Source organism: Streptomyces albus subsp. albus (assembly GCF_000725885.1).
Lineage (GTDB): Bacteria > Actinomycetota > Actinomycetes > Streptomycetales > Streptomycetaceae > Streptomyces > Streptomyces albus.
In genome coordinates, this window is sequence record NZ_JODR01000016.1 from 183,289 (window position 1) to 207,822 (window position 24,534).

Annotated in this window: 17 protein-coding genes and 3 pseudogenes; 7 read left to right on the forward strand and 13 right to left on the reverse strand. The window is 68.0% G+C overall.

The window, feature by feature from the left end; genetic code table 11:
- Positions 1-24: 24 nt before the first annotated feature.
- The 3 genes from IO40_RS0119055 (at position 25) to IO40_RS0119065 (ending at position 2,224) form a co-directional block, all read left to right on the forward strand.
- A complete protein-coding gene (locus tag IO40_RS0119055) occupies positions 25-609 on the forward strand; it encodes a DUF4365 domain-containing protein (protein ID WP_016473446.1) in 585 nt (194 codons plus the stop codon).
- Positions 606-1,730 (forward strand): hypothetical protein, encoded by a 1,125-nt coding sequence (locus tag IO40_RS0119060; protein ID WP_031027083.1) that lies wholly within the window; start codon positions 606-608, stop codon positions 1,728-1,730. Before IO40_RS0119055 ends, IO40_RS0119060 begins: the two co-directional genes overlap by 4 nt.
- A gap of 101 nt (positions 1,731-1,831) precedes the next feature.
- Positions 1,832-2,224, forward strand: a complete 393-nt coding sequence (locus tag IO40_RS0119065) for a hypothetical protein (protein WP_030409081.1) — start codon at positions 1,832-1,834, stop codon at positions 2,222-2,224.
- On the opposite strand, the gene IO40_RS35975 is transcribed toward IO40_RS0119065, so the two are convergent.
- Positions 2,128-3,039, reverse strand: coding sequence for a hypothetical protein (locus tag IO40_RS35975; protein WP_324604498.1), 912 nt, complete (start codon positions 3,037-3,039; stop codon positions 2,128-2,130). The genes IO40_RS0119065 and IO40_RS35975 overlap by 97 nt on opposite strands.
- 351 nt (positions 3,040-3,390) lie before the next feature.
- Entirely contained in the window at positions 3,391-3,882 is a 492-nt protein-coding gene (locus IO40_RS0119075) for an ATP-binding protein (RefSeq protein ID WP_031175798.1), read from the reverse strand.
- A gap of 190 nt (positions 3,883-4,072) precedes the next feature.
- On the opposite strand from IO40_RS0119075, the gene IO40_RS0119080 reads away from it, so the two are divergent.
- Genes IO40_RS0119080 through IO40_RS0119090 form a run of 3 tightly spaced genes read left to right on the forward strand, consistent with a single transcriptional unit; the run spans position 4,073 to position 5,318 of the window.
- On the forward strand, positions 4,073-4,918 hold the full coding sequence (locus IO40_RS0119080; RefSeq protein ID WP_031175799.1) for a helix-turn-helix domain-containing protein: 846 nt from the start codon (positions 4,073-4,075) through the stop codon (positions 4,916-4,918).
- A complete protein-coding gene (locus tag IO40_RS0119085; protein ID WP_031175800.1) occupies positions 4,915-5,115 on the forward strand; it encodes a DUF397 domain-containing protein in 201 nt (66 codons plus the stop codon). The genes IO40_RS0119080 and IO40_RS0119085 overlap by 4 nt, the downstream gene beginning before the upstream one ends.
- Positions 5,115-5,318 carry a DUF397 domain-containing protein gene (locus IO40_RS0119090; RefSeq protein WP_031175801.1) on the forward strand — a complete coding sequence of 68 codons (204 nt, stop codon included), beginning with the start codon at positions 5,115-5,117 and terminating at the stop codon, positions 5,316-5,318. Before IO40_RS0119085 ends, IO40_RS0119090 begins: the two co-directional genes overlap by 1 nt.
- 40 nt (positions 5,319-5,358) lie before the next feature.
- Here IO40_RS0119090 and IO40_RS0119095 read toward each other — a convergent pair whose 3' ends face one another.
- The 11 genes and pseudogenes from IO40_RS0119095 to IO40_RS0119140 all read right to left on the reverse strand — a co-directional run bounded on the left by IO40_RS0119095 (position 5,359) and on the right by IO40_RS0119140 (position 23,680).
- The gene (locus tag IO40_RS0119095; RefSeq protein WP_031175802.1) at positions 5,359-9,531 is read right to left on the reverse strand and encodes an Eco57I restriction-modification methylase domain-containing protein; all 4,173 of its coding nucleotides are present in this window, start codon (positions 9,529-9,531) and stop codon (positions 5,359-5,361) included.
- Positions 9,531-13,061: a DISARM system SNF2-like helicase DrmD gene (gene drmD, locus IO40_RS0119100; RefSeq protein ID WP_341833163.1), complete on the reverse strand. Its 3,531-nt coding sequence runs from the start codon at positions 13,059-13,061 to the stop codon at positions 9,531-9,533. Before drmD ends, IO40_RS0119095 begins: the two co-directional genes overlap by 1 nt.
- 268 nt (positions 13,062-13,329) lie before the next feature.
- Positions 13,330-13,872, reverse strand: a pseudogene (locus IO40_RS33770) (Uma2 family endonuclease).
- 1,377 nt (positions 13,873-15,249) lie between these two features.
- Positions 15,250-15,786: a hypothetical protein gene (locus IO40_RS0119115; RefSeq protein WP_137017067.1), complete on the reverse strand. Its 537-nt coding sequence runs from the start codon at positions 15,784-15,786 to the stop codon at positions 15,250-15,252.
- A gap of 372 nt (positions 15,787-16,158) precedes the next feature.
- The gene (locus IO40_RS0119125; protein WP_031175805.1) at positions 16,159-16,530 is read right to left on the reverse strand and encodes a hypothetical protein; all 372 of its coding nucleotides are present in this window, start codon (positions 16,528-16,530) and stop codon (positions 16,159-16,161) included.
- 1 nt (position 16,531) lies between these two features.
- Positions 16,532-16,882, reverse strand: coding sequence for a nucleotidyltransferase domain-containing protein (locus IO40_RS39825; protein WP_157846445.1), 351 nt, complete (start codon positions 16,880-16,882; stop codon positions 16,532-16,534).
- A 48-nt stretch (positions 16,883-16,930) separates the two neighbouring features.
- Positions 16,931-17,165, reverse strand: a pseudogene (locus IO40_RS39830) (RHS repeat-associated core domain-containing protein); the annotation flags it as partial.
- A 329-nt stretch (positions 17,166-17,494) separates the two neighbouring features.
- Positions 17,495-18,244 carry a hypothetical protein gene (locus IO40_RS37675; protein WP_137017253.1) on the reverse strand — a complete coding sequence of 250 codons (750 nt, stop codon included), beginning with the start codon at positions 18,242-18,244 and terminating at the stop codon, positions 17,495-17,497.
- 405 nt (positions 18,245-18,649) lie between these two features.
- A pseudogene (locus tag IO40_RS33780) lies at positions 18,650-22,629 on the reverse strand (putative T7SS-secreted protein); the annotation flags it as partial.
- Positions 22,629-23,276 (reverse strand): hypothetical protein, encoded by a 648-nt coding sequence (locus IO40_RS0119135; RefSeq protein WP_016473431.1) that lies wholly within the window; start codon positions 23,274-23,276, stop codon positions 22,629-22,631. The gene IO40_RS0119135 and the pseudogene IO40_RS33780, both read right to left, overlap by 1 nt.
- Entirely contained in the window at positions 23,273-23,680 is a 408-nt protein-coding gene (locus IO40_RS0119140) for a hypothetical protein (RefSeq protein WP_016473430.1), read from the reverse strand. The genes IO40_RS0119135 and IO40_RS0119140 overlap by 4 nt, the downstream gene beginning before the upstream one ends.
- A gap of 530 nt (positions 23,681-24,210) precedes the next feature.
- Here IO40_RS0119140 and rpsJ point away from each other — a divergent pair.
- Positions 24,211-24,519, forward strand: coding sequence for a 30S ribosomal protein S10 (gene rpsJ, locus IO40_RS0119145; RefSeq protein WP_016473429.1), 309 nt, complete (start codon positions 24,211-24,213; stop codon positions 24,517-24,519).
- Positions 24,520-24,534 lie beyond the last annotated feature (15 nt).

The following is a 24,534-nucleotide window of genomic DNA, read 5'->3' on the forward strand; positions in this document are numbered from 1 at the left end:
TGGGGTCTCGTATGCGGGGAGTAGATGTCCGAGGGAACGACAGGCCACATCCCGGCGCACCTCCCGCCGCAGTCCTCCACGTCAGGGCTGGAGGTCGTGCCCGCGGGGCGCAGCGGTCACAAGGGGGACTTCGGCGAGCAGTTCGTGCGTGCGCTCGCCGCGGCGGCCAACCTGGACGCCTCGCGCCGCGACCTGGACCGGGTGGGTGTGGACTGGCAGTTGGGCTACCTCGGCAGGGCGGGGACGCTCCGATACCCGTCCATCGACGTGCAGGTCAAGTTCTGGTCGAAGCCCACGGGCAGCGCGGACGCGTGGCACTACCCGCTTGAGATCAAGAACTACAACTGGCTGGCCGGGCGCGACTGGCAGCTGCCGCGTTTCCTGTTCCTGGTCATCGCGCCCGACGACCCCCAGCTGTGGACGGATGTGACCGACGACCGCTTCCTGCTGCGGCATGCCGCGTACTGGGCGTCGTTCCACGACTGCGACCCGGTGCCGCCCAAGGACAGCAAGCTGACCGTGCACGTACCCAAAGCGAATCTGCTGACGGTGAAGGAGCTGAACGGGCTCTTCTCCGAGAGCTTCCGCGAGATGCTGGTGACGCCATGAACGCTGTCACGGACGAGGAGTTCCAGCAGGCGGGCGAGGTGACGCCCGACTCGGTGATGCGGTATCTGCGGGGCAGCGGCTGGTCCGTCTCCCGGGACCTCGGCAGCGGCCAGCTGTGGGAGCTGCGTGCCGACGAGGGCAGGCCTTACCAGGTACTGGTGCCGGTGAGGCCCCAGGTACGGGACTACGCGGCGCGTATCTCGGACCTTCTGGAGACACTTTCCGCGGTCGAGGCCCGCCGCCCGGGCGACGTGCTGCGCGAGATGTTCCTGCCGTCCGCCGACTGGCAGTTCCTGCGGCTCACCCCGCCCGGCCCCTCCGGCACGGCACCGCTGGTGGACGTGGTCCCGGCCCTCGCCGGGCTCCGGGACTTGATGACGGCCGCCGCCGCGTCGTCCGTCGCGCCCGTGCCCCAGCCCGTGCAGCCCGCGCAGAAGCCGCAGCAGGTGAAGGAATACGTCTCACGGGTGCGACTGGACCAGACCCGGGTCGGCAGCTATGTGGTGGCCGCGCATACGCCTCTCTCGACGCCCGTACACGCGGGCGAGCCCTTCGAGCGCTCGGTCACCCGCAGGCTGTACGCATCCGTCCTCTGCGCCCGGGAGGCAGCCGCCGCGAGTGTGGCCGCGGATGAGCTCCAGGACTTCCTCGGCTACACCGGGGTCGGTCTGTCGGCCAACCTGTGCGAGGCGCTGGTCAAGATCTCCGGGGAACAACGGAACGGTTTCTCCCTCGCCTTCGCCTGGTCCCCCGACATCCCGGTGGGGCAGAAGACGGCGCCGATCCCGCTGGCCCGTCCGCACCTGGAGGTGCTGGAGGCGGCGGCGAGGGACCTGCGGGCCCGTGCCGGCCGTACGGACGTGGCCTTGCAGGGAACCGTGGTGCGGCTCAGGCGTGAGCTTCCGTACGGCCCCGGTGAGATCACTGTCTCCGCACTGACCGAGGAGTGGCAGCGCCCCCGCCGCGTCCGCGTCCATCTCGCCGAGCCCGAGTACGAGCGCGCGGCCGAGGCGCACCGGTTGGGCCACGAGGTCGTGATCCAGGGCGATGTGCGAGTCAGCGGTACGGCGGTGCGGATGGAGAGCGTCACCTCGTTCATGACGGTGCCGGTGGACGACTGAGAGATCCTGGAAGGTGGAGCTCTCCCGGCCGCCGGGGAGGGTGGCCGCCTGCGGGCCGATGGGGCCCTGTGTACTGCGCTCCGCCCGTGAGGAGAAGGTACATGCTTCCTGAGATCGTGGAAGTCATCCGTGCGTTCGAGGTAGCGGATCAAGTCCTCTTCTCGCAGCTCAATTCATCGACCGCGGTGCTGATCCCTGAGAACAGCGGGTCCGCCGTCATCGTCCAGGACCGCGGCGACACCATTACGGTCCGGACAGGTCTCGATGTGTCGGTCAACATCGACCCGGAGGAGGAAGACTTCGCCGTCCTGTTGCGCGACCTGCTGGCGGCGCTCCGGGACGGCAAAGCGGAAGAGCGGCTGGCCACCGTCTACCGCAACCGTCTCGCCCCGGACGGCTACAAGGTGGAATACGCCAGCGGATCGATGCAGGAGTTCGGTGAGCGCTCCGGCCGGGAGTACGCCGTACGGCTGCCGGCGTGGAACGCTTCCTGAGCCGGGGCGCTTCCGCGGGGACCGCCGCCACGGGTCGGCCGGACCCCCTCCCCTCGGCCCGTGCGGCAGTCGCGGCAGTGGCCGGGATGGGGGGCGCGGAACGGGCGGCCGCAGTCCGGGCACTCCTGGAAGGGGGCAGGACGGGGCCCGGGCGGCAGGGATACGGGAAGTGGCGGAGGCAGCAGCGCGGTGAGCCGGTGCGCCAGCAGCGCCGCCGGATGGCGCAGCCCGGCGCCCGGCGGGAGGTGCGCCATCAGCGTGCGGCGTACGGTCTCGGGCCGTACTCCGCGCTCCAGCCAGGCCGCCACGGCGGGGGAGAGGCGTACTGTGTCCCGCTCGGACAGCAGCAGACGGTCGTCGTCGCGGTGCAGGGAGGCGAGCAGCGCGGTGGCTGTGGCGTCCCGGGTGGGGTCGGCGGTTCGGGGCGCGGGGAGTGGGGGCTCGGGCGCTGGAGACGCGGCTTCGGGGGATGGGGTCGATGGTGCCGGTGACGGGGCCGGCTTTTTCGCGTCCCGCGGTGCGGCGGGAGTTGGCCGGTCGGGTGGTGCGCAGGGCGCTGCCGCCGCAGGGTGCGCGTACGACACCGTACGGGTGACGACACGGCCGGCCGGGGTGCGGCTCACGGTCCGCGCCAGGTAGCCGTGCGCCTCCAACTCCCGCAGAGCGGCGGCGATACGGGCCTCACCTTCCGGGAAGCGGGCGCTGAGGGACTTGATGTCCACCCTGGTGCCGTCCGGTACGGACTGGATGTGCACGGCCAGGCCGATCGCGAGCAGGGACAGTTCGCGGTGCTGGGCCAGGTGGTTGCCGACCACCGTGAAGCGCTCGCGATGACGGTGGCGGACGTGGACGACACCGGCTCCGGGCCGGTGGGCCGGGCGTGCCCGTCGGGTTGAGTGATGGGCGTACGGGGCGCGGACAGGCGCGTTAAGCTGCTGAACAGCCATTGGGAAGGGTCCGACTTCCTTGATGGTCAGGCCCTCGATCGGGATTGCCGTCCCGGCCGGGGGCCGTTGCATGTGTGCGGTTGTTGTTGTCGTCGTGGGCGGTCGTCTGCTGTGCGGAGCCTATGCCGGTCAACTGGCGTCGGTGCCAGCCCGATTGGCGGGGTTCGCTCGTACGGGTGACGAGGCCGTCGGCTTGGCGGGGTGGTTTCCCAGGGCCATTTAAGGGGTTGGTGCCGTGGGCGACCGGGTCGCGGCCGGCCGCGACCCGGTGGACTCCGCTCTCGGCGCCAGCGCGATGTCCGCCCACACCGTCTTGCAGGGCACGGGGCCGTGCCGTACGCCCCACCGTTCGGCCAGCGCCTCGACGAGGACGAGTCCGCGGCCCGCCTCCGAGTCGGCCCCGGGAGGCCGTCGCGGGCCGGCCACCGGCGCCCGCTCTCCCCGCGCGTCGGTCACCTCCACGCGGAGAAGCGCCGTTTCGTGGAGGCTCACCCGCAGGCGGAAGCTCCGGCCCGGAACGGCGCCGTGCAGCGCGGCGTTCGCGGCGAGTTCGGCCACGACGAGCGCGGCGCTCTCCGTCGGCAGCCCGCGGGCGCTCAACTCCGCGACGGTCATCAGCCGCGCCAGACGGGCCCCGCGCCGGGTCGCGGACAACAGCACGCTGAAATCGAGGGCTTCCCCCGGCGGGCAGGCAGTGATCTTGTTGCTCACCTCACCCAGAGTGGCCGCCTCGCCGCCCTGCGGACAGGTACGACGGGCGCACCGGCACCGTTTGTCCGGAGGCGGACGGCGAATAGTACGGCCCGTACGCCGTGACCGCAGCGGCTTTCACCAGTTGTGACAGGCGCTCGTTTCTCCCTGAGTACGGTTCCGCGTACCGAGTGTGGCAGGGGTGGTGGGGATGGCCGAGAACGACGGCGACGAATGGAACGGCCCGGACCTGGAGGACGACTCCGGCGCCGTTATGCGAGCGGTCAGCAGGCAGATCAAGCTGTGGCGCGAGGCAGCTGGGATGACCCAGACCGAGCTGGGCAAGGCCATCGGATACGGCGAGGACATGGTCTCGGCCGTCGAACGGTGCAGACGGCTTCCCAGTCCGGAGTTCCTGGACAACGCGGACGAAGCCCTCGGCGCGGGCGGCCGGCTCTCCGCGATGAAGGAGGACGTGAGGGAGGCGCGGTACCCGAAGAAGGTGCGGGACCTCGCCAAACTGGAGGCGAAGGCCGTCGAGCGGGGCGCCTACGGCGACCACAACATCGATGGGCTGTTGCAGACGGAGGAGTATGCGCGAGCGCTGTATGCGATGCGGCGCCCAGCGTTCAGTGACGAAGAGATCGATCGGTACGTCACGGGCCGTATGGCCCGGCAGGCGATCATCGAGCGGTGCCCAGCTCCGATGCTGACCTTCGTCCAAGAAGAGGTGACGCTGCGAAGGCCGATCGGCGGCAGAATGGTTCTGCGGCGGCAGCTCGAACACCTGTTGGAGATCGGGCGGTTGCGACACGTGGCGGTCCAGGTGATGCCAACCGGAAGTGAGGACCACGCCGGTATGGGAGGGCAGTTCGACATCCTGAAGCTCGCGTCGGGGGAGACGTTGGCGCATTGGGAAGCACAGCTCTTCAACCGCTTGGTTTGGGACCCCAAAGAGGTCCAAGTGCTGGAGATGCGCTACGGGATCATTCGCTCCCAGGCCCTCACGCCACGTGAGTCGTTGTCCTTCATCGAGAAAATGCTGGGAGAAACATGACTCTGACGCTCTCCGCCGGAGACGGCGCCTTGGAGTGGAAGAAGAGCAGCTACAGCAGCAACGACGGCCCCTCCTGCGTCGAGGTGGCCGCCACCCCTGGCAGCGTCCACGTTCGCGACTCCAAGAACGCGGCCGGTCCCCGGCTCACTGTCCCTCCGGGTGTGTGGGCCGACTTCATCGCGTCGGTGGTGCGCTGATGTCGGCGTCTCGCGGACGGCGGCCGGACGCCTCGCTGGTGTGGAAGAAGAGCAGCCACAGCAGCAACGAAGGCCCACAGTGCGTCGAGATGGCTGCTGCCGCCGGGACCGTCCACGTCCGGGACTCCAAGAACCTGACGGGACCTCGGCTCGCCTCGGCGGCCGACACGTGGGCCGACTTCGTCTCGTCCGTCACGCGCTGACCTCCGTGCCCCGCCTCCGGGAGGCGGGGCACGGCTGTGCTCAGAAGAGGGCGTCAGGCTTTGGGAACAAGCCGTCGTCCTGGAAGCCCTCCCCCCGTTTCGCGGCGGGCTTCTTCGTATGGAGGCCGCGCTCCAACTCCTCCTTGTAGCGCGCGTGATTCAGCTCCAGCAGGCAGTCCAGCACCTCCGTGCGGACCGTGGGCTCGATGGTGAACCGCAGCCCTTGGCGGGTCTTGTGGAAGTCGTGCTTGAGGTCGAGGTCCGTCCAGCCGTATGCCTCGGCCACGGCGTTGTCCACCTCGATGTGCGCCTCGCGGAGAGCGTCGATGTCGGCGGACTGGTGGGTGCCGTCGTGGACGAGGTTGTAGAGCTTGGTGAGGCCGATGGTCCGGTTGGCCATGGCGGCGCGCTGGGTTTGTTCGAGGGTGCTACCTGCCGCGTTGAGGCGGTCCGTCCTTCGAGGCCGAGGGAAGGTTTCGTACACATCGGAGGGCGAGTAATTCAGGTCGGCCTTCATCGTCGATGAGTACTTCCATGCCCAAGCGGTGTGGAAGCCGCTGGACAGCAGGGCGAGAGGCGCGTCGTCATTCGCAGAGAACACACAGAGTTTGTGTGCGAATACCTGGCCTGCGGGGACTCGTGAGGGCATGACGGTTCGGCTCACGAGTGCAATCACGATCACCCGCTTAAGGCCCCCGATTGCCTTGTAGAGCTCCGGCCTGCGCCGCTCATACTGCCACCATCGCTCACGAGCATTTTTGCTGTGTTTCACCTTGAGCCGCACCGGCTTGACGTCCCGCTCCACGATCGCGAAGACGTCCTCATACGTAGCCGCCTTCTCCAGCGGCCAGTCGTGAAAGTTGATCACCCACCTGCTCGCCGAGCAGTCCGGCCGGGAATTCAAATCCTCCCCGTTCAGATACGGGAACAGCACATCCTTGTTGCGCGGATCCTTCGCTATCAGCTCCTGAGCCTGCTCCGGGGACAGGACGAAGCCCTTGCCCAGGACGTTCGAGCCCTGGAACGACTGCTCCGCATTCGCCGCCAGGCGATACGGCTTGCCGCTCACCCGGGAGACTGGGTCAAGTCCGGGGGTGATGCCCCGGACGGGGTGGTCGTCGAGGATCGGGGTTTCGCCGTCGCCCACCCGGTGGGCCAGCCACAGCAGGGAGACCTCCAGCGCTGCCTTGCCCGGCCAGGGCTGGGACTTTATGGCGCGGAAGATCTTCCATTCGGCCGCCGTGAGTTGGTCGAGACCGACTTCACGGGTGTCGCCCTGGGCGATGGTGTTCGTCGCGATGATCCCCGTACGGCGTCCGGGGGCCAGCGAGGCGTTCCGCAGAAGGAAGTAGGAGCACAGGTCGGCGCTGCCCCTTATACCGCCGCCGACCCGGTTCACCAGGTATTCGCGGTAGTCGGTTCCGAGGTTTCCGGTGAGTTTCTGGCCGCCGCTGAACGGGGGGTTCCCGACCACCGCGTCGAAACCGGTGCGGGCGCCGATGCCCATGATCTCCGGGAATTCGAGCGGCCAGTGCAGCGGCCTTATCGGCTCGGCGCGGGGGCCGCGCAGCCAGCCGTCGATGACCTCACGTGCCGCATCGTACGCGGCGAGGTCGTGCTCGTCCTCCAAGGCGCGCACCACGAGGTCGGCGACCGACGCCAGCCGGTTCTCGTACGCCGTCTCCTTCGCGTTCTCCTTCGCGGCGCGGAAGATCGCGGCACCGCGCTTGCCGCCCACCTGTTCCTCGCCGGTCAGCTCGGCCGCTTCCTCGTCGTCGATGCCCTCGGCGGCCAGTGCCGCCGCCACGACGGCGTCGGCGGCGAGCCGGAGGCGTTCGGCCAGGTGCTCGGCCTCCCGCAGCTTCTCGTCCTTGTCGTGGACGACGCGGATGTCGCTGACGGGCGTGGCCTCGATCTCCCGGCGGAGGGCGGCGGCGCGCGAGAGCAGGGTCTCGGTAACGTCGAGGGCGCGGGAGACCTCCTCGCTCAACTGACGTGCGCCCGCGTCGAGGTGGAACGCCTTGATCTGTTCGGCGTCGGTGATGCCGACGAGGGAGTCCCCGCAGCGCAGCGCGTGGTCGAGGAAGGAGAAGGGGCGGCCCTTGGCGAGGGTGACCAGCCACAGCGACAGCTTGGCCAGCTCGACCGCCATGGGGTCGCGGTCCACGCCGTACAGGCAGCGGTCCGCCACCAGTCGGCGGGCCATCCGCACCAGTTCGTCGCGGTCGTCGCCCGCCACATCGTGCCGGATCTCGGGCGGCAGGCCGTCCCGCTGCCAGGCGTCCACGACGCGGTCGGCGAGGTACCGGCAGGCGGAGACGAGGAAGGCACCGGAACCCATGGCGGGGTCCAGGACCCTGAGCTGGAGCAGTTCGCCGACGCTCTTGGCCCGCCAGACGCCCGGCTCGGCGCCCTCAGCGGGACCGGGGGAGAAGCACAGAGGGGCGAGGGTGTGTTCGACGACATCCTCGGCGAGGGACTTGGGTGTGTAGTGGGTGCCGGTGTTGCGGCGGTCGCCCACCCGGACCATCACCACGGACCCGGTGGGGAAGACGACGGGCTGGGCGCGCAGGTCCTTGCGCAGCAGGCCTGCGAAGGGCGCGACGCGGGACGCCAGTGCCTCGTCGTTGTCGCACGCCGCGTCGAGGTCGGCGTCCAGCGTGGTGGACACGGAGGCGGAGAGGGCTTTGGCGAGCTGCGTCGGAGTGGCGCCTGTGGCCTCCTTCAGCTCCCCGGCCAGTACCTCGTCGCCGGCCGCGGCCCACTCCTCCAGCAGCGTCAGCGGCAGCACCGCCTCGTACGTGCCGATCAGCCCCAGGTGCGGTTCTTCGGCACGGCGGCAGCTGTACTCCAGCAGACCCTCGTAGACATGGCCGATCTGCTCGACGTCCAGGCCCTTGTAGGACAGCGCCTCGCTGACGGAACCCTTGCGGCGCAGGGTGAGGAGCGCGTCCAGGATCTCCAGGACCACACGGTCGGTGACCTTGGCCTCGGCCAGCCAGGGGAAACGGGAGGGCGCGAAGAGGGACCCGCCGTAGGCCGGAATCCACATCTCGTCGTGCACGCTGCCGCCGTGTACCGCGGCGAAGAGGGCGAGCAGGCGGGGCCAGGCGGCGCTGCGCCGGTCACCCAGCTCCCCGCCGTACCGGTCCTGCTCGGTCTGGAGCGCGGCATGCAGCGGGGTGACCGCGTAGGAGTCCGCGTACGGCGAGTCCTCCGCGGGGAGCAGCCGCTGTTCCTCCGCGTACAGCAGGAAGACCAGCCGCATCATGACGGCCAGCGCGCTCTCGTACACTTGCTTGTCGCCGACATCCGCGAGCAGGCGGCCCTGCGACTCCCGGTCGAGGCGGGACAGCTCGGCCACCAGCAGGGCCACCGCGTCGCGTACCTGGCGGCCGAGCGTGACGGTGACATTCGTCTGCTGCTCGGCCGTACGGGCGAACAGCGCGGCGAGCGAGGTGGTGTGCTGCCCCTGAGCGTCCACCGGCGGAAGGGCGACACGGCGGGCGTGCAGCAGTGTGGCGAACGCGCGCAGCAGCAGCGGCTCTTCCTGCCACAGATCGGCGTCGAACACGGCGACCGTGGTGGCTTCCTTCGCCCTCGCGTGCACCAGTGCCCACTCCCGGCCGTTGCTCAGCAGCGCGAGCGGGATGCCGTGCCGGCGCGCGAGACCGGCGGCCTGGTCGGCGAGGGACACCTCGCTCCCGCGGGAGCGGGTGAGGGAGAGACTCCAGCCGGTGCGGAAGAACAGCACCCGAGGACGCGGCCCCTCACCGGCCCGGTGGCTGCGCCCCACCAGTACGGCGTCCGGAGTCGGCACGCCGTTGCCGCCGCCTCGCAACGATTCGGGCAGCGCGGCCCCCTCTCGCAGCCCCGGCGACCAGCCCAGCAGCTCGCCGAGCACCAGCTTCTCCCACGCCCGGCCCAGCACCTCCGGGTCCTCCTGGACCTCGGCCCAGCCCTGGCGCAACCGCTCGCGGACACCGTCGGGCACGGTGTCCAGCCCCTGGGGAAACGCCTCCGTGAGCACCGGCAGGGCCAGGAACGGCCCATCGGGGCGGAGCAGCCGCAGCCACTCCTCGTGCTGCTCGGCCGGGGTCGGCGGCTTCGGCGGACGTCCGGTACGGGGATGGGGGATGCGACCTGGCCCGGCACCACCGGAGCGCGGTGGAGTGGCGGCACCGGCGGCCGAGCCGCGTGTGGCAGGGGACATCACAGACGGCCTCCACGGGCGAGGGAGTGCGGTACGAGAAAGGTCACGGCGACGGGGAACCACCGCGGGGTCGGGTCCGCCCAGCGCCGCCTCAGCGCCTCGGTCTCCGACTCGACGAGCTGAGGGAGGGCGCGCAGCCGCTCCGTCAGGGCTTCGCGGTCGGCGTGCAGCTGCCGGCGTTCGTCGTCGATGTCGAAGAGCGAGCCCTGCTCCCAGTAGGTGGTGTCGTCGAGCCGCTCGCGGATGGAGCGCTCCAGGTCGGCCAGGACAGCGCGTACGCCCTCGACCTCCTCCTCGCAGCGCTTGGCCAGCAGCGTCTCCAGCGAGCGGAAACGCGTGCTCGCCCGGTTGCGCAGCGCGCGGGAGAGCCGTTCCTCCAACCGCGGCCACAACTCGGTCAGCCGTGAGCGCACCTGTTGGGAGGGGAGCTGGTCCACGGCCGCCCCCAGCCATGTGTCGATCTCCCTCTGCCGGGCCTGTTCCAGCTTTCCCTCACTCAGCCGGCCGCCGGCCGTGATGATCTCCTCGTGCAGCCGGGTTCCGCCGCTGCCGGAGATCACCACGCGGCCGTGCGCGACAACCGCCGGAGTACGCAGGACTGTGTCCGGAACCGTCTTCGCGGTGACCCGGGACAGGCGCGCCTCCTGGCCGCCCGACCACAGCTCGGCACGCAGCAGACGCAGACACATCTGGACGAGTCGGTGCCCAAGGTGCAGCAGCACGACATCGGTGCGGCCCCGGGCCTCGGCCTCGTCGAACACCACGGGGCGCTCCCGGCCCGTGAGCGGGTGGTGCAGCCCCTCGTTGCGGGCGTGCGCCCAGGCCCCCGGCAGCTCGGGAAGGCGGAAGCAGCGCGCGGCGCCGCTCCCGTCACCCCTTGGTGACACCGCCGGGTCGGGGACCGCCGTCAGATCCTTGCGGTGGGCGAGGTGGAGCGCCGTACGGACGACGCGTTCGACCGTCGCGGGCGTCAGGTGCAGCGTCTCGCGGCTCTCGGCCAGAGCGCCGACCAGCTTCTCCAGCTCCCGGGCGTGGTCCCGCTCGACCTTGAGCGCGGCCCGGCTCGCCCGCTTGCGGATCTCCGCCTCCGCCGTCGTCCAGTCGGACCGGCGCCCCAGCATCTTCTGCTCGACCTGCGCGGCGATGACCTCGCCCGCGCTGCCCAGGTCCTCACGGATGCGCTCCGTCTTACGGGCGGCCACGGCGAGGAAGTGCAGCTCGTCCTCCAGCGTCCCGTCGGCGTGCGTCGAATCCGGGTCCGAGGCCGGGTCCGAGACCGAGTCCGGACCCGAGGCCGGGGCTGCTGGGGCCGAGCCGCTGGGGGCGTCACCGCCCGCGGTACGCCAGCCCTCGGGGACGAAGTGGAAGACGTCGACCTGATCCGCGCGCTGACCGTGCCGGTCCACCCGGCCGTTCCGCTGCTCCAGGCGGTTCGGGTTCCACGGAATCTCCCAGTGCAGCAGCCGGTGGCAGTGGGCCTGGAGGTTGATGCCCTCGCTGGCGGTGTCGGTGGCAAGGAGAATGCGCACCGGCGAAAGGGCCGGGTCCTCCTGGAACACCGTCTTGACGTGCTCGCGCTCGTCCTGGCGCTGACCGCCGAAGAGGAGGGCGATGCGGTCGGCCGGAAACTGCGCGGCGAGAAGCCTCTCGTAGAGCCAGCGCTGGGTGTCACGGTACTCGGTGAAGACGATGACGCGTTCGTCCGTCCACGCCTCCGCGCCGCCCGCCGGCCCGGTCGGACAGACGACGTCCTCCAGCCAGGCACGGAAGGTGGCGAACTTGGCATCCGGACGCCGAGCCGCGGACCTGGCCCAGGCGGACAGCTCGCGCAGCCACCCCGCCTCCTGCTCGGAGAGGGGACGGGTCAGACCGCGTACCGCCGTCAGCGCTCGCTGTGCGGCCTCGGCGTGCTCCTCGTCGGTCTCGGCGGTCTCCTCCACCTGTTCGAAGAGCGGGCGCAGGACCCGCTCGGCGGAGCGGGTGGGCGTGCCGTTCGACGGCGACGGCAGGCCCTTGCCCTTCGCCGTCATCGTCTCCAGATGGACGTCGATGGTCTCCGCGAAGGCCTTGGGGGAGGAGAGAAAGCGCTTCTTGAGCAGCGTCGTCACGAAGTCGGCAGCCGACTGCTCGGCCCGTCCGCCGGCACCCGCCGCTCGCGAGCGGGCGTAGGAGGAGAGTTTTTCGTAGGCAGCACGCGTCTCCTCCGCGTACGAGACCTCCAGCGCGTGCGGAACCCGCCGGGGGAATCGGGGCCGGCCGTCCCACCGGGGCGGCAGATCCGACTTCATCCGGCGCACCATGACCCGCGCCAGCTGCTCACGGGACGGCCGCACACCCCGGGCGAAGCGGCGGTTGTCGAGCAACTCCAACAGCGCGGTGAAGGACTCCAGGAAGCCGTTGTGCGGCGTCGCGGAGAGGAACAGCCGGTGTTCGCAATGGGGGGCCAGCGTCCGCACGGCCGCGGTGCGCTGGGAATCGACGGCGTACTTGCCCGTGCCGGACGGAGCACACGTGTGGACCTCGTCGATGACGAGGAGGTCGAACACCCGGGGATACTCGGGAACCGGCGGCAGCAGCTCACGCAGCATCCGCATCGGCCGCTCCCGCTTCAGCCAGTCCACCGAGACGATCAGCCGCGGATAGTGCGTCCACGGGTTCGTGTACAGGCCCCGGGAGCGGCGCAGCTCGCGCAGGAGCGCACTGTCGACGATGCGGAAATCCAGGCCGAACTTGTCCCGCATCTCCTCCTGCCACTGGAGCGTCAGCCCGGCAGGGCAGACGATCAGCATCGAACGTGCCCGGTGCCGCAGCATGAGCTCCTGCATCACCAGCCCGGCCTCAACAGTCTTCCCCAGCCCGACATCGTCGGCGATCAGCAGGTTCGTACGCGGCATGGACAGCGCCCGGACAACCGGATCGAGCTGATAGTCCTCCAGCTCGATGCCCGACCGGAAGGGCGCTTGCAACGCCGTCCTGTCGGCAGAGGTCGTTGCCCCCCAGCGCACCGCGTCGAGGAACGCGTCGAGCCGTGCCGGATCGTCGAACCCGCCGGAGCGGTCGGAGTCGTCGGAACGGTCGGAGCCGCCCGGAGACGGCAGCTTCTCCTGGTCGTGGACGAGAGGCTTGTGCTCCAACTCCCAGACCACGCGCAGCTCCTCGTCACGCGCGTCGTCCTCGATGGAAACCAGGGTGACCAGGTGGGGCGCCGCGGCGTTCGAGACGGCCCGGACGGGATCGGCGGCGGCGATGCTGGAACGCGTCACCTCGGCCACCGTCCACTGCCGGTTGCGGACGGTCACGAGCTGCCCTGGTGAGGGCGGTGGGGGTGAGGCTGATGGGGGTGAGGGCGGTCCGCCCTCGGCTTCTGGTGCTCCTGCCACGTCCGTCGACCGCGTCACCCCGGCGCCCTCCCCTGGTGCCCCGATGCCTCTTCTTCGCCTGAACGAGCTCTGTGTGCTCAGCGGCTCTTTCGGCGGCTGCTGCGCTACCGTCCCGCCCATACCCCCCGAATGCCCTGTGACCGGGCACATGATCACTCTGCCACGGAGGGTGAGGCATATCCAGACGCGGCGTCAGATTGCGCCTGGGGAACGCTGATCGGGAAGATGCGAACCTGGGCCGGCCCGCACATGACGATCAGATCCTCATTGCGGCTCGGCTGCGCTTCCGCACGGCGATTGAGGGCGATTGAGGAGAGGAGGCCGGCGCCTCTCCGATGTACTGTCCGGTCGGTAGGTGCGGGGCATCGATCACGCGGCGGGGAAGCGGCACACGGCGGGTATCTGGTGCCGGGAACTGTCAGGCGGGGTAGCGCGGCAGGCCGTCCGTGGAGATCGTCCACTCACCGATGGTGATGTCCTCGCCGTAGACGAAGTCCTTGCGGGTGGCGTAACCGGGGGCCCTGCGGGGTCGTGTGGATGTCGGAGAGCACCGTGCCCTCGCCGGTGCGCGGGTCGGAAATGACGTAGACCGGGATGCCGAGGAGCGGGTAGTCGCGCGTTTTGCTGGTCCAGTCGTTGTCCGGGTTGGAACGGGAGACGACCTCGATCGCGGCGAGGAGGGCGCGCGGGTCGAAGGCGCCCTCGACCTCCATGTCCGCCTCGGCGATGACCATGATGTCCGGGTGACGGAGGATGCCCTGCTGAGGGTCCTCGACGTCAGGTGTGCCGGTGTGGGCGAGCAACCCCTCCGGCATGACCTTCTCCAACCGCCGGCTGACCCGCGCCGCCGTCAACTCGTGCGGTCCCCCCCCGGCGACGCCAGGTCGTGCACGAGTCCTTCTTCGGTGATCTCCAGCTTCCCCGGCACCCTGCCCCGGACCTGCTCGACGATGCCGCGCATGGCCCGGTACTGGAAGGAAACGTGCTCGGCAGGCCGGCCGCGGTGCGGAGTGATCGCCACGGGGCTCGCTCCTCTCAGCGGCTGGGCGGCGGGCTGGTCACCGTTGGCTTGATGGCATGTTCCCCGCAAGACACTTCCCTCCATCGCCGTGGCCGGTTCGATTCGCGCAAGGCGAAGCGAGCATGCGTCAGAGAAGGAGGCGAAGCCCTCCGGGGGCTACGACGCGTCGGAAACGCGCAGGCGGCGTGCGGTCTCGATATCCCTTTGCAGGGCGCTGAGCTGAGGGAGCTCACAGTCAGCATCCAGAACGACTACGTGCAGTTCATCACCGATCCGGGGCGGAGGAACGGTCTCGTCCCACCATGAGGGGTGCTTCACCTGGTCGACGAAACCTGCGTCACCGTCCATGTCCACCTTCGCCCCCCACGGAAGCCACCCCGACCACCTCAGCGGTCAGTTCCTGATGGTTGTGGAACGTCGTTTCGGTCTCCGTGCACTCCACTCGGCTTCACCCATGTGTCGTTCCGACCTGCCGATCATCTCCGCGGGCATATCGAACTTCGGGCGTGGTGTTCCGTTGGGCACCATTGGAGTCATGGCAACCGGGATTCGAGGGCGGCGGCACCTTCCTCCGCTTTTGCGTGCGTGGTGAGCAGTTCGCGCGGAGGTGAACATCGCGGCTGAAATGGTTAGGTGTGCTCGGCGCATTCCTCTGCGCCTCTCTCACGATCCAAGGGGTTCGATCAACGATGAGGCGTATAAGGGCGAGTGTCTGTTTTTCTTTTCCTGTCGGGTGAGAGCCTTTCCCAACGCTGCGCGGCCTGGTCCCATGGGACCCCTGTGAGGAGTGAGGCGAACTTGATAGCCTCTTCCCAACTGATCGGGTGTTTCAACCTGTAAGCTTTTTCCCTGTTCTTCGAGGAATGTATCGCAACGAAGTATTGGTCCGCGTGCCCTTTTGAGCCTTCCAGTTCCCATGCCGCGGGGATGAAAGTGATGGTTGCTCGGTCGGCCAACGGTAGGCGTGTTGCCGTCACGGCCGGCTGGTTATCCTCTTGGCAGGTCAACTGCTCCTCGCTCGGCTCAGCGCCACCTTCCAGGAAGATCTCCCACAGGTGCGCATCTTCGCATTGCATCCGCCACCAAGCACCCATTCGATTTCTTCCGTTCCAACTTGAGAGTGGGCAGGGCTACAACTGCAGTCTGACGGCCTCTACTGCCCAGCGTGGAGATGGCCACCCGCTGCCGGTGCCGCTCACCTACCTCCGGGGTGTCCAGGGCGGCCCCGGGCCTCGTCTGACCTTCCGAAGCGGCGCTTGGGCGGCGTTTCTTCCTCCTAAGGCGGCCTCGGGCAGCTGATGCCGACTCCCAGTCTGGTCAGGGGAGCAGCGAGCCAGAGGGCGGGACAGGGGAATCTTGTAGTACTTCGATGCAGACTCCGAGAGTGGGGTCAGGCGCGGCGATGCGGGCTTTGGCTCGGCTCTCGGGGAAGAGGGCCGAGATCTTGGCGTTCCACGGCTCGATGAGTGATTCGGCGAGGGTGAGTTGTACCTGCTCGTCCGAATCCTGAGAGCCACGCCAGGAGGAGAAGATGTTGCCGATCTCGAAGTAATTGAAGCTGGCGACGAGCCTGCTCCAACCTGATTGGTCCTTCACCCCACCGCTGGCGCAGACTGCCCGCAGCCGCCGTTTGATCTCTTCCTCCCCTGCGCCGTACAGATCGACGAAGACCGCTCCCGCGACCTCGATCATGGCCGGCCAGAAGAGCCACCTGTAGGGGATCGCTTCGGTGACGCTTCCGATCTCTGCAAGGGCTTGCGGCATCGTCTCGGCCTCAAGCTCCGGGATGGCGGCGCGTAGCACGGCCAACGGGTCCTGGGCGGGTTCGTCTTCCGCTGGTGAGTCAAGAGCCAAAGGGAGGGTCCTGTCTGAGGGCGCGTATCCGGAGCTGTTTTTTCTGAGCAGTAGACCAGATGTTTGATGCCACTGTGAGGCTTCCCCGCCGGGCGGAAGTGGCTACTTGCGCGACTTGCTAGTGGATGAGCCCCTTGTTCATGTATTCGAGTACCTCCTCGGAGGAGAGCAGACGACAAGTTCCCGTCCTCATGTCGACTTTGATGGGCATATTGCCCCCGAGGCGTTGCTTCTCATCCCCATGGTCGAGGTATGCGATGGTGTCGTAAAGGGCGAACAGTGAGCCAGAGGGCAAGATAGGGGAATCCTGCAGTACTTCGATCACTCGAGAGCGGACCCCCTCCTGCAGCGCTGATCCGATACGTGAGACTCTCAAAAACGATTTTCAGCGGGCCATTTTTCGATGCCCCCGTTCCACGGAAGAAGCGCTTCGAAGTCACAAGAGGCCACCGCTGGCGTCCGGTGTTCCCAGAGATAAGTCAGAATCTCACTGATCTTCGCGACGTAATCCTCCCAGGTTGCTTGCGTCTCTTTCTCAAGCTCGATGAGGACTGGCCAGGTTACGAAGTCACCCGATTCGAGTTTCCTGTCCGGGTTTTGGAGCACATCCATTGTCAGCGTGCTGAGGTTTGCGGTCTTCCTCTCGAAAGTGCCGCCGGTTGCCTCCTCCAGCAGTTCCACGACTGTTGACGTGGTCTGGCTGCTGACGAAGATTTTGCAATAATCGTCGTAAGTGTTCTCCATGCTATGGCACCTTAATGAAGGGTGGGTTGTCGAAGGGGCCTCCACGGCGGATGACAGAAATGTCAACATCCATTCCGAGGTGCGCTTCCAGGGCCTTTCGCAGGGATCGCAGGCCAGCTTCACCGGACTGAATCTTACCCGTTTCGATAGCCCAGTTCATCGTGCGCTCTTTCGCACTCCCGGGGTTTGGGTTCCCAAAGCGTTCAGAGATGATTTCGTCGAATTTCTGAGGAGATACTCGAATGGCGAGATCAATGTCGGAAGTGGGCTTCGCTGTACCGGCTGCCCGGCTTCCTTGGACCACGATGTCATCGCCTAGATGGCGCGCCCTTTCGCGTACCATCTGGCTCATCTCTTCGAACTTCTCTTGCGTCAGCCCTTGTGGAGGGCCTTCCAAATAATCATCGGGGCTTAGTCCACACGGGTCCGATACGACAGTTGGATTTTCGACGTATCGTTTCGGATTGGGAGCAGGGGTCAAGCCCAGGGGATCAGCGGTCAGATAGCCAGCGGTCTCCGGGTCGTAGTACCGGAAGTAGTTGTAATGCAGGCGCGTTTCCGGGTCGTAGTACTGGCCCGGAAAGCGGAGAGGCGTGTAGGCCGTGCTGGCTGTGTGCCCATGCGGTGTTTCGCCAGCCGGCGGTCCAGGGGTCGTAAGAAGTTTTTGAAAGCTCAAAGGTGTCGGGACACGCTTCCGGGGCGAGGCCAAGGTAATCGACCCACGTATGAGGATTGGGGACGTAGTGCTCGAATGCGAAGACGGGGCGATCCCAAGAGGGTCCTACGTTGTATACCGCGCAGTTGCGAAGCGTGACGCTTCAGGTGATGCCGACGGTCTCTCAGGAGCCCAGCGCATGGGTTAATCGAGTTGCTGAAGCGTGGGTAGGGATGGATTGACGATGATGACGGGACCTCTCTCAGTCTGACCTTCGTCGGTTTCACTCGGAAAGCGCTTACCGCCTGATCAGTCGGCAATCCAGTCACTGTGAAATTGTGTGAGACTCGCGATCATCGCATCTCGCCGGGGATCACGAGGTAGCGATTTCATCCTTTCCAGAAGGGTCACGAAGTTTTGTGTGGCCAACTGATCGCCATCTTGGATGGCCGATATGTTGGGCTCACTCATGGCAAGCGAATATTCTCGGTACTCCAGGCTGAGCTGTCTTGACGTTTCTGCCTCGACCTGTGCTGGTCCCCCGGACACATGCAGAATGGGTGATTCCAGAATCCAGCCGACCAGTCGATTTTGGGTGAAAATTAGGTCGAGATCCTGCGCTACCCTCAGGCGTGTTGCCTGTGGGTCGGCTGCTTGCTCAGCATAGGCGCAAATCAGGAATGTACCGTCGTCATTCACCCATTTTACTTTTGCCGGAGTCACAGAAAAATCGCGTGTCGTCTCACTCGCGAGTCGACCATTGGTGACGGGGACATCCAGCCAAGATGCAACCTGTTTCGGATCCGTCGGGATATGCTCCGGCGTGTGCAGGGTGAGACCGCAGAGCGTACGGTCTGTCGTGGAGAATCGGAACTCGTCGCTGGATTCCCACAGCCAGTCGGTGCTTCCGAAAGTCTCCCGCAGCAGACGCTCGTGTGTCTCATGGTCGTGGTGCGGAGAAGCTTGGACGATGAGCCCAGTAAGTGAGTACGAAGGGTCGAAGCGCAGAGAGCCCGCGGTCAGGCTTACTTGCACCTCAGGCTTTATTTCCAGTGACACCGATTACTACCTAACTTGTTCAGATGGCGGCAGTTTTCCGCCTCCAGGCGTGGGTATTTCACCATTGATTATCTGCTCTCTGGTGACGGGAGGGCCCGGATCGGTGGGTGAGCCGCCCAGGGCGGCGGCTCCACTTTCATTCCTGGGCCCTGAGGGGCCGTAGCTGGTCACGATGTTCCCTCCTGCGCTCCCCTTGCTTTCCATGACTACCACATCTTCGCCTTGATGGAAGATGAGACGCTCCGCGCCTCCTTGCGATATATACACTCCGTCAGGATTGGCGATGATTTCCATCTCGCGCTCCGGTGTCAGGTGCCCGTGGTAATTTCCGGCTAGCCTGCGTCCCCCACCCGAAGCCCTTTCCATCTCCCGATCCACGATCTTCTTGACTTTTTTGCAGTTGTAGAGGCCCAGGGGGTCTGTCCACAAATGGGGGCTGTCGACATAGGTCACTGGGTTGGGTGCTGCTGTCAGCCCTAGAGGGTCTGACGTCAGGTATCGACCAGTGGCTGGGTCGTAGTACCGGAAGTAGTTGTAATGCAGGCGCGTTTCCGGGTCGTAGTACTGGCCCGGAAAGCGGAGAGGCGTGTAGGCCGTGCTGGCTGTGTGCGTTCCGTGGGGGTGCCCACCAGGTCGGTGACTATCGCGTAGAAGCGGGAGTCTATTTCCTGCTGGGTCGTCTCGTCGGTGAGGCGTTCCGTCTGGGTGAGGGGGGTGAAGCCCTTGTGGTCCCAGGTGAGCGTGACCGGGTGGGGGAGGTCGGGCGCCAGTGTCGTCTGTTAGCGCCAGACCGTGCTGTCGGGGGTGACGACCTGGGTGAGGCGGTCCTCCGCGTCCCAGGTGTAGCGCCAGGTGGCCGGCTTCTTCGACAGGCGGGACTTCTGGCGCAGGGTGATGCGGCCCGCCGCGTCGTGTTCGTAGCGCACCTTGCCGGCGGCGGTGATGCGCGTGCCCTCGTACGTGCGCGGGCCGATCGCCTCCGGGGCGGCGTGGGTGGTGGGCCAGGACGCCTCCGTCTGGTTGCCCGCCTCGTCGTAGGCGTACCGCTCCGTCCAGCCGCGGGCGTGGACGGCGGTGACGCGGCCGATCGCGTCCAGGTCGAAGGTGGTCCGGCCGGTGAGGAGGTCCTCCACCTCGGTGAGGTAGCCGTCCGGCCGGTACGTGTACGAGCGGTGCTGGACCGTCTCCCCGGCAGTCTCCCCGGCCGTCACCGCCTGGGTCCGCAGACGGCCTGCCGGGTCCCACACATGGGAGAGCGTGAGGCCCCCCGTGCCGATGCGGCGTTCCGTCTCGCGGCCCGCCGCGTCGTGGGTGAAGTCCAGGGTGTGGCCGTTGGCCGTCAGCGACGTGCGGTTGCCCGCCGCGTCGTAGGTGCTCGTGGAGACGGCACCCGTCGGGGTGACCCGGCGGGTGCGGCGGCCGAGGGCGTCGTACGTGTGGGTCAGCGCCCTGCCGTTGACGAGCTCCGTCTTGACGCGGCCCAGCTTGTCGCGCTGGTAGCGCAGCTCCGCGTCGGGGCCGACCGCCTCCAGCAGGCGGCCCGCCGCGTCGTACGCGTACGTCGTCACCGCGCCGGCCGCGTCCTTGCGGACGGTGCGGCCGAGCGCGTCCCGCTCGTAGGTGATCTCCTCGCCCAGCGGTGTCGTCCGGCGGACCAACTGCCCCGCCGCGTCAAGCTCGTAGCGCTGCGTGCGGTCGTCGAAGTCGGTCTCGGCGACCAGGCGGCCCGCGGGGTCGTAGGTGTAGTCCCAGGTGAGGCCCTGGGGGTTGGTGACCTGTGTCAGGCGGAGGTGCGCGTCGTAGGCGAACTCGTAGCGCACTCCGTCCGGGCCCGTGCGGGCCTCCAGCATGTCGAAGTGGGTGTACTCGTAGCGGGTCTCGCCGCCGGCCGCGTCCAGGTGGCGGGTGCAGTTGCCCTCGCCGTCCCACTCCCAGCGTTCCGTCGCCCCGTCGGGGGTGGTGCGGGAGGCCAGGTGGCCTTCGGTCGTCCAGGTCAGTTCTGTGACGGCGCCCAGCGGGTCCACCAGGCGGACGGGGCGGCCGAAGGTGTCGCGTTCGTACCGCGTCACCCCGCCGAGCGGGTCGGTGATCTCCACTGGGAGGCCCGCCGCGTCGCAGCGCACCCGTGTCACCGCGCCCAGGGGGTCCGTCACCGCGGTGAGACGGCCGCGGCCGTCGTAGTCGAAGCGTGTCGTGTGGCCGGCCGGGTCGGTCAGGGCAAGGCGGTTGCCCCACTCGTCGAACTCCTGGCACCAGACGGCGCCGTCCGGGTCCCTCGTCTCGGTGGGGAGGCCGAGCGCGTTGCGGGTGATCGCCACGGTGGTGCCGTCGGGGCGGGTCACCTTTTCGAGGCGGCCCGCCTCGTCGTAGGCGAAGCGGGTGGTGCGGCCGAGGGGATCGGTGTGGGACAGCGGGCGGCCGTACGGGTCCCGCTCGGTGCGGGTGCGGTGGCCCAAGGGGTCGATCTCGGCGATCTGCCGGCCGTGCTCGTCGAACACGTAGCGGGTCGTGTGGCCGGCGGCCGTCGTCAGCGCCGTGACCTTGTGGCCGGTGGCCTCGTCCACGCCGTCGTAGTCGACCCGGACCTGCATGTGCCCCTCGGTGCCGCCCTCGGCGATGCACCGGTGCAGGTTGTCGTAGACGTAGTCGTAGCGGCGGTCGTTGGTGTCGGTCCAGGACACCACCCGCGCCTCGTCGTCGTACGCGAAACGCAACGGCAGTCCGGACGAGTTGACGACCTCGGTCAGATTGCCGTCTGTGTAGCCGTAGCGCAGTACCGTCGTGTCGCCGTCCGGGCCGGCGAGGGCGAGGGAAGTGACCCGGTCGTCCTCGACCGCCAGCCGCAGTACGTAGCCGCCGCTGTGGACGAGGCGCAGCGGCGCGCCCGTCGTCGGGTCGTACTCCCAGGTGATGCTGTGGCCGTTGCGGTCCGTGAGCTGTTCGATGCGGGCGGTGCCGTCGTCGGGTGCGTCCGGGACCCCGGCCGGCGGGGCGAAGTGCCGCACCCAGCCTGTGTCGGGCTCGGTCAGGGTGTAGCCGCCGTCCGGTGTGCGCTCCAGCGGCATCCGCTCCTCGCCCGCCGACGGGAAGGTCGGCACACCGGGGGCGGGGTGCGGGTAGGACAGCAGGCGGCCGTCCTCCGAGACGAAGACGACGCCCTCCGCGTCGATCTCCAGCCGCTGGTCCAGAGTGGAGGTCCAGGAGGGGCCGAACCAGTGGCCGAGCCGGTAGCCGGACTCGACATGGCGGGTGAAGGCGAGGGGGAGCGCGCCCGGCAGTTCCAGGTCGTTCTGCACCAGGAACATCCGGCCGGTCGCCAGGTCGATGGGGTCGCTCTCCCCGGTGCAGCGCCTCTTCGACGAGGTGCTCGACTGGCCCCTGCCCTTCCTCTTGAGCGCGTCCCGGACGCGGGACAGCGTCTTCCCCGCCCGTGCCCCCTTCGTCGCCATCCCCACACCCTTGGTGCCGAGCAGTTCGGGGATGAGGCGGCCGAAGCCCTCGGCGGGGTCCTTCTTGAAGGCGTCCAGCATGGCCTTGCCCGTGCCGACGGGGTCGTTGGCGGCGCGCATGATGCCGGTGACCGTGGAGTTGAGGTTGGTGACGTACTCCGCGGGGTGGGTGATGTTGTAGGGGTCGGCCGGGTTGATACTGCGGACGAAGTTGTTGAGGCCCGCCAGGCCCTTGACGACGCCACCGGTGACGTGGACGGCGTCCAGCTTGAGGCCCTCCAGGCCGTCGCCGGCCTGGTCCCAGTAGTCCGGCTTGGGCGGGGCCGCGTCGCGGGCGGCCTTGACCGCCTTCTGGGCGACACCCGCGGCCGTGTTGCGCTGGGAGCGGGCCTCCTTCAGCTGCTCCTCGGCCTCTTCCTTCTTGTCGTCCTTGTACTTGGCGACCGCCTCCCGCGCCTGCCCCTGCGCCCACTCGACCGTCGAGGCGAAGGACTCCAGCGCGCCGGCCGCCTTCTCGCAGGCGTCGGCGGCCTTCGTCCACTTGGCCGGTTCCATGCCGACCTTCTCCCAGAAGGCGTCGGCGGCCTTGCCCTTCAGGGTGCCCTTGGGGAGGCCCTTGAGGCCGTTGGCGACGTTCTCGAACGCCGTTTTGAAGTCCTTCAGGTGCTGCGCCGTGGAGCGGATCTTGCTGGGGCTGCCGTAGACCAGCCGCTTGGGGTCCTCCGTCTGGTCGAGCTGGAGCTCGTCGGTCTCGGCGCCGAGCCGGTTGGCGATCGAGCGGGACTTGTCGCGGGTCCAGTCGGCGCCGCTCTCCCAGCCGATGTCGTCCATCCGGTCGGCGGACCAGTTGCCGAAGCCCTCGACGCCGTCACCGATCTTCTCGGTGACCTTCTCGGCCTTGTCCTCCCAGGAGTCCGGGATCAGGTCCCAGCCCATCAGCTCTCACCCCCCTGCTGCCGGGCCCGCTCCTCGGGCGAGGGGCCGAACAGCTCGTCCTGCTTGGCCTGGACCTGCTCGTCGCTGACGCCGGTCGCGCCCTGGAACACGTCCATGTACATGCCGCCGCGGCCCTTGCTGGTCAGCTCGCGGCCGGTGTCCTTCCAGTCCTGGCTGATCTGGTCGCCGGCCTTGTCCCAGGACTCGCCGCTCCAGTCCGGGGCGTCGGGGGTGAGGATGTCGCCGTAGCTCTGCTTGACGACCTCTTCCTCACTGGCGTGCGGGTTGCCGGTGTAGAGGACCGAGTTCATGGCCACCTTCATCGTCCCGGCCCGGTACCGGTCCTCCTCGTACGACATCCCCGCCGACAGCCCCAGCTTCTGGGCGAGCGCGTTGGCGTTCTGGACCAGGGCGCGTACGCCCCACTCCCACTTCTCGCAGAAGTCCTCGAAGTCGACGGACAGGCCGTGGTGGCCCATCTCCATGCCCGTGAGGGACAGCTCCTCGAAGCCGGCGCCCTGGAGTGCGTCGGTGGCCCCGCTGCCGGACTGTTTGAGTTCGTTGATGGCACCGTTGAGTCCCTTCTCGATCAGATCGAGGGACTCCTTGTTCCATACGACGCCGTCGTCGCCTTTGGGGCCGCTCATCGGCCGCCCTCCCCCCGGTGGGCCGGGCCGTCCACGGCGGCCTCGTCGGGCACGATGCCGCGCGCGGGCGGGAAGAGCATGGAGCCGTCCTGGTCCGCGGCGTTGACGGCGACACCCGTGGGGCCGTCCAGCGCGGGGACGACGGCGTCGAGCAGGCGGGCACCCAGGACGGAGACGTACGTCCACTCCGTGCCGGGAGCCTCCCCGCGCTCCTGGGCGAACCGCGCCAGGGCCGCCTCGTCGGTGAAGGCGAAGATCCACCGGATCCCGCCGTAGTGGGCGGACATCAGACGGTCGTCGGTTACCGTGGGCACCAGCATCGCCGTCCGCCGGAATTCGCCCAGCAGTGCGGCGGGGTCCCCCGTACCGGCACGCGTCGCCGCTATCTCTTCCCGGAGCTCCATCCCCACCCCTTAGTCCCCGGTGTCTCCGTACCGTGAGCAGTCACTACGGTAAGCATCGCAGCGTATGATCACGCAAGGTCATAAGCGCTGCTCACGTCGGTGCCCGTGAGGGCGCGGCGCAGAGGGTGCGGTGTTCGTGCACGGGGCCCGACCCGTGATAATGCCCGGATTGGCGCGCGCCAATCCCGCTATGGCACACTGTCCAGGTTGCTCGGTTGAGTGCCGATGCTGCGCGCCTCCCGCCGGGAGGACCGGAAGCGAGTCCCAAGGTATTCGTCGTCCCTCATCAGGGGCGGAAGTACGGGAATCTTCCGGGAAGTGCAGGAGGGGCTTCCAACCAGGCACCCGGTGGGTTTCTCCCCCCGGCTTCTTCCTCTTACGGGACCTCCGAGCCCGCAGGGCCTCGGAGGCGCACTCCTGCGGAGTCGTACGGGAAGCAAGCCGACACGCCCGACCGCGTGGGTCGGAGGGTGACGGGGCGGGACCCATGGGTTCCAGAGCGTGACGAGAGACAGGACTACGAAGTAGCCATGGCGGGACAGAAGATCCGCATCAGGCTCAAGGCCTACGACCACGAGGTCATCGACAACTCGGCGAAGAAGATCGTCGAGACGGTGACGCGTACTGGCGCGTCGGTCGCCGGCCCGGTGCCGCTGCCCACAGAGAAGAACGTGTACTGCGTCATCAAGTCGCCGCACAAGTACAAGGACTCGCGCGAGCACTTCGAGATGCGCACCCACAAGCGTCTGATCGACATCCTCGACCCGACGCCCAAGACCGTTGACTCGCTGATGCGCCTGGACCTCCCGGCCGGCGTCGACATCGAGATCAAGCTCTGAGGGGTGCGGGAAGAA

What these genes read in the sequence shown, in the direction of transcription:
- IO40_RS0119060 (WP_031027083.1), top strand. Translation starts at nt 606, where the DNA reads ATGAACGCTGTCACGGACGAGGAGTTCCAGCAGGCGGGCGAGGTGACG.
- drmD (WP_341833163.1), bottom strand. Translation starts at nt 13,061, where the DNA reads ATGTGCCCGGTCACAGGGCATTCGGGGGGTATGGGCGGGACGGTAGCG.
- IO40_RS39825 (WP_157846445.1), bottom strand. Translation starts at nt 16,882, where the DNA reads ATGAGCCAGATGGTACGCGAAAGGGCGCGCCATCTAGGCGATGACATC.
- rpsJ (WP_016473429.1), top strand. Translation starts at nt 24,211, where the DNA reads ATGGCGGGACAGAAGATCCGCATCAGGCTCAAGGCCTACGACCACGAG.
- IO40_RS0119140 (WP_016473430.1), bottom strand. Translation starts at nt 23,680, where the DNA reads ATGGAGCTCCGGGAAGAGATAGCGGCGACGCGTGCCGGTACGGGGGAC.
- IO40_RS0119125 (WP_031175805.1), bottom strand. Translation starts at nt 16,530, where the DNA reads ATGGAGAACACTTACGACGATTATTGCAAAATCTTCGTCAGCAGCCAG.
- IO40_RS0119095 (WP_031175802.1), bottom strand. Translation starts at nt 9,531, where the DNA reads ATGTCCCCTGCCACACGCGGCTCGGCCGCCGGTGCCGCCACTCCACCG.
- IO40_RS0119090 (WP_031175801.1), top strand. Translation starts at nt 5,115, where the DNA reads ATGTCGGCGTCTCGCGGACGGCGGCCGGACGCCTCGCTGGTGTGGAAG.
- IO40_RS0119080 (WP_031175799.1), top strand. Translation starts at nt 4,073, where the DNA reads ATGGCCGAGAACGACGGCGACGAATGGAACGGCCCGGACCTGGAGGAC.
- IO40_RS0119065 (WP_030409081.1), top strand. Translation starts at nt 1,832, where the DNA reads ATGCTTCCTGAGATCGTGGAAGTCATCCGTGCGTTCGAGGTAGCGGAT.
- IO40_RS0119085 (WP_031175800.1), top strand. Translation starts at nt 4,915, where the DNA reads ATGACTCTGACGCTCTCCGCCGGAGACGGCGCCTTGGAGTGGAAGAAG.
- IO40_RS0119055 (WP_016473446.1), top strand. Translation starts at nt 25, where the DNA reads ATGTCCGAGGGAACGACAGGCCACATCCCGGCGCACCTCCCGCCGCAG.
- IO40_RS0119135 (WP_016473431.1), bottom strand. Translation starts at nt 23,276, where the DNA reads ATGAGCGGCCCCAAAGGCGACGACGGCGTCGTATGGAACAAGGAGTCC.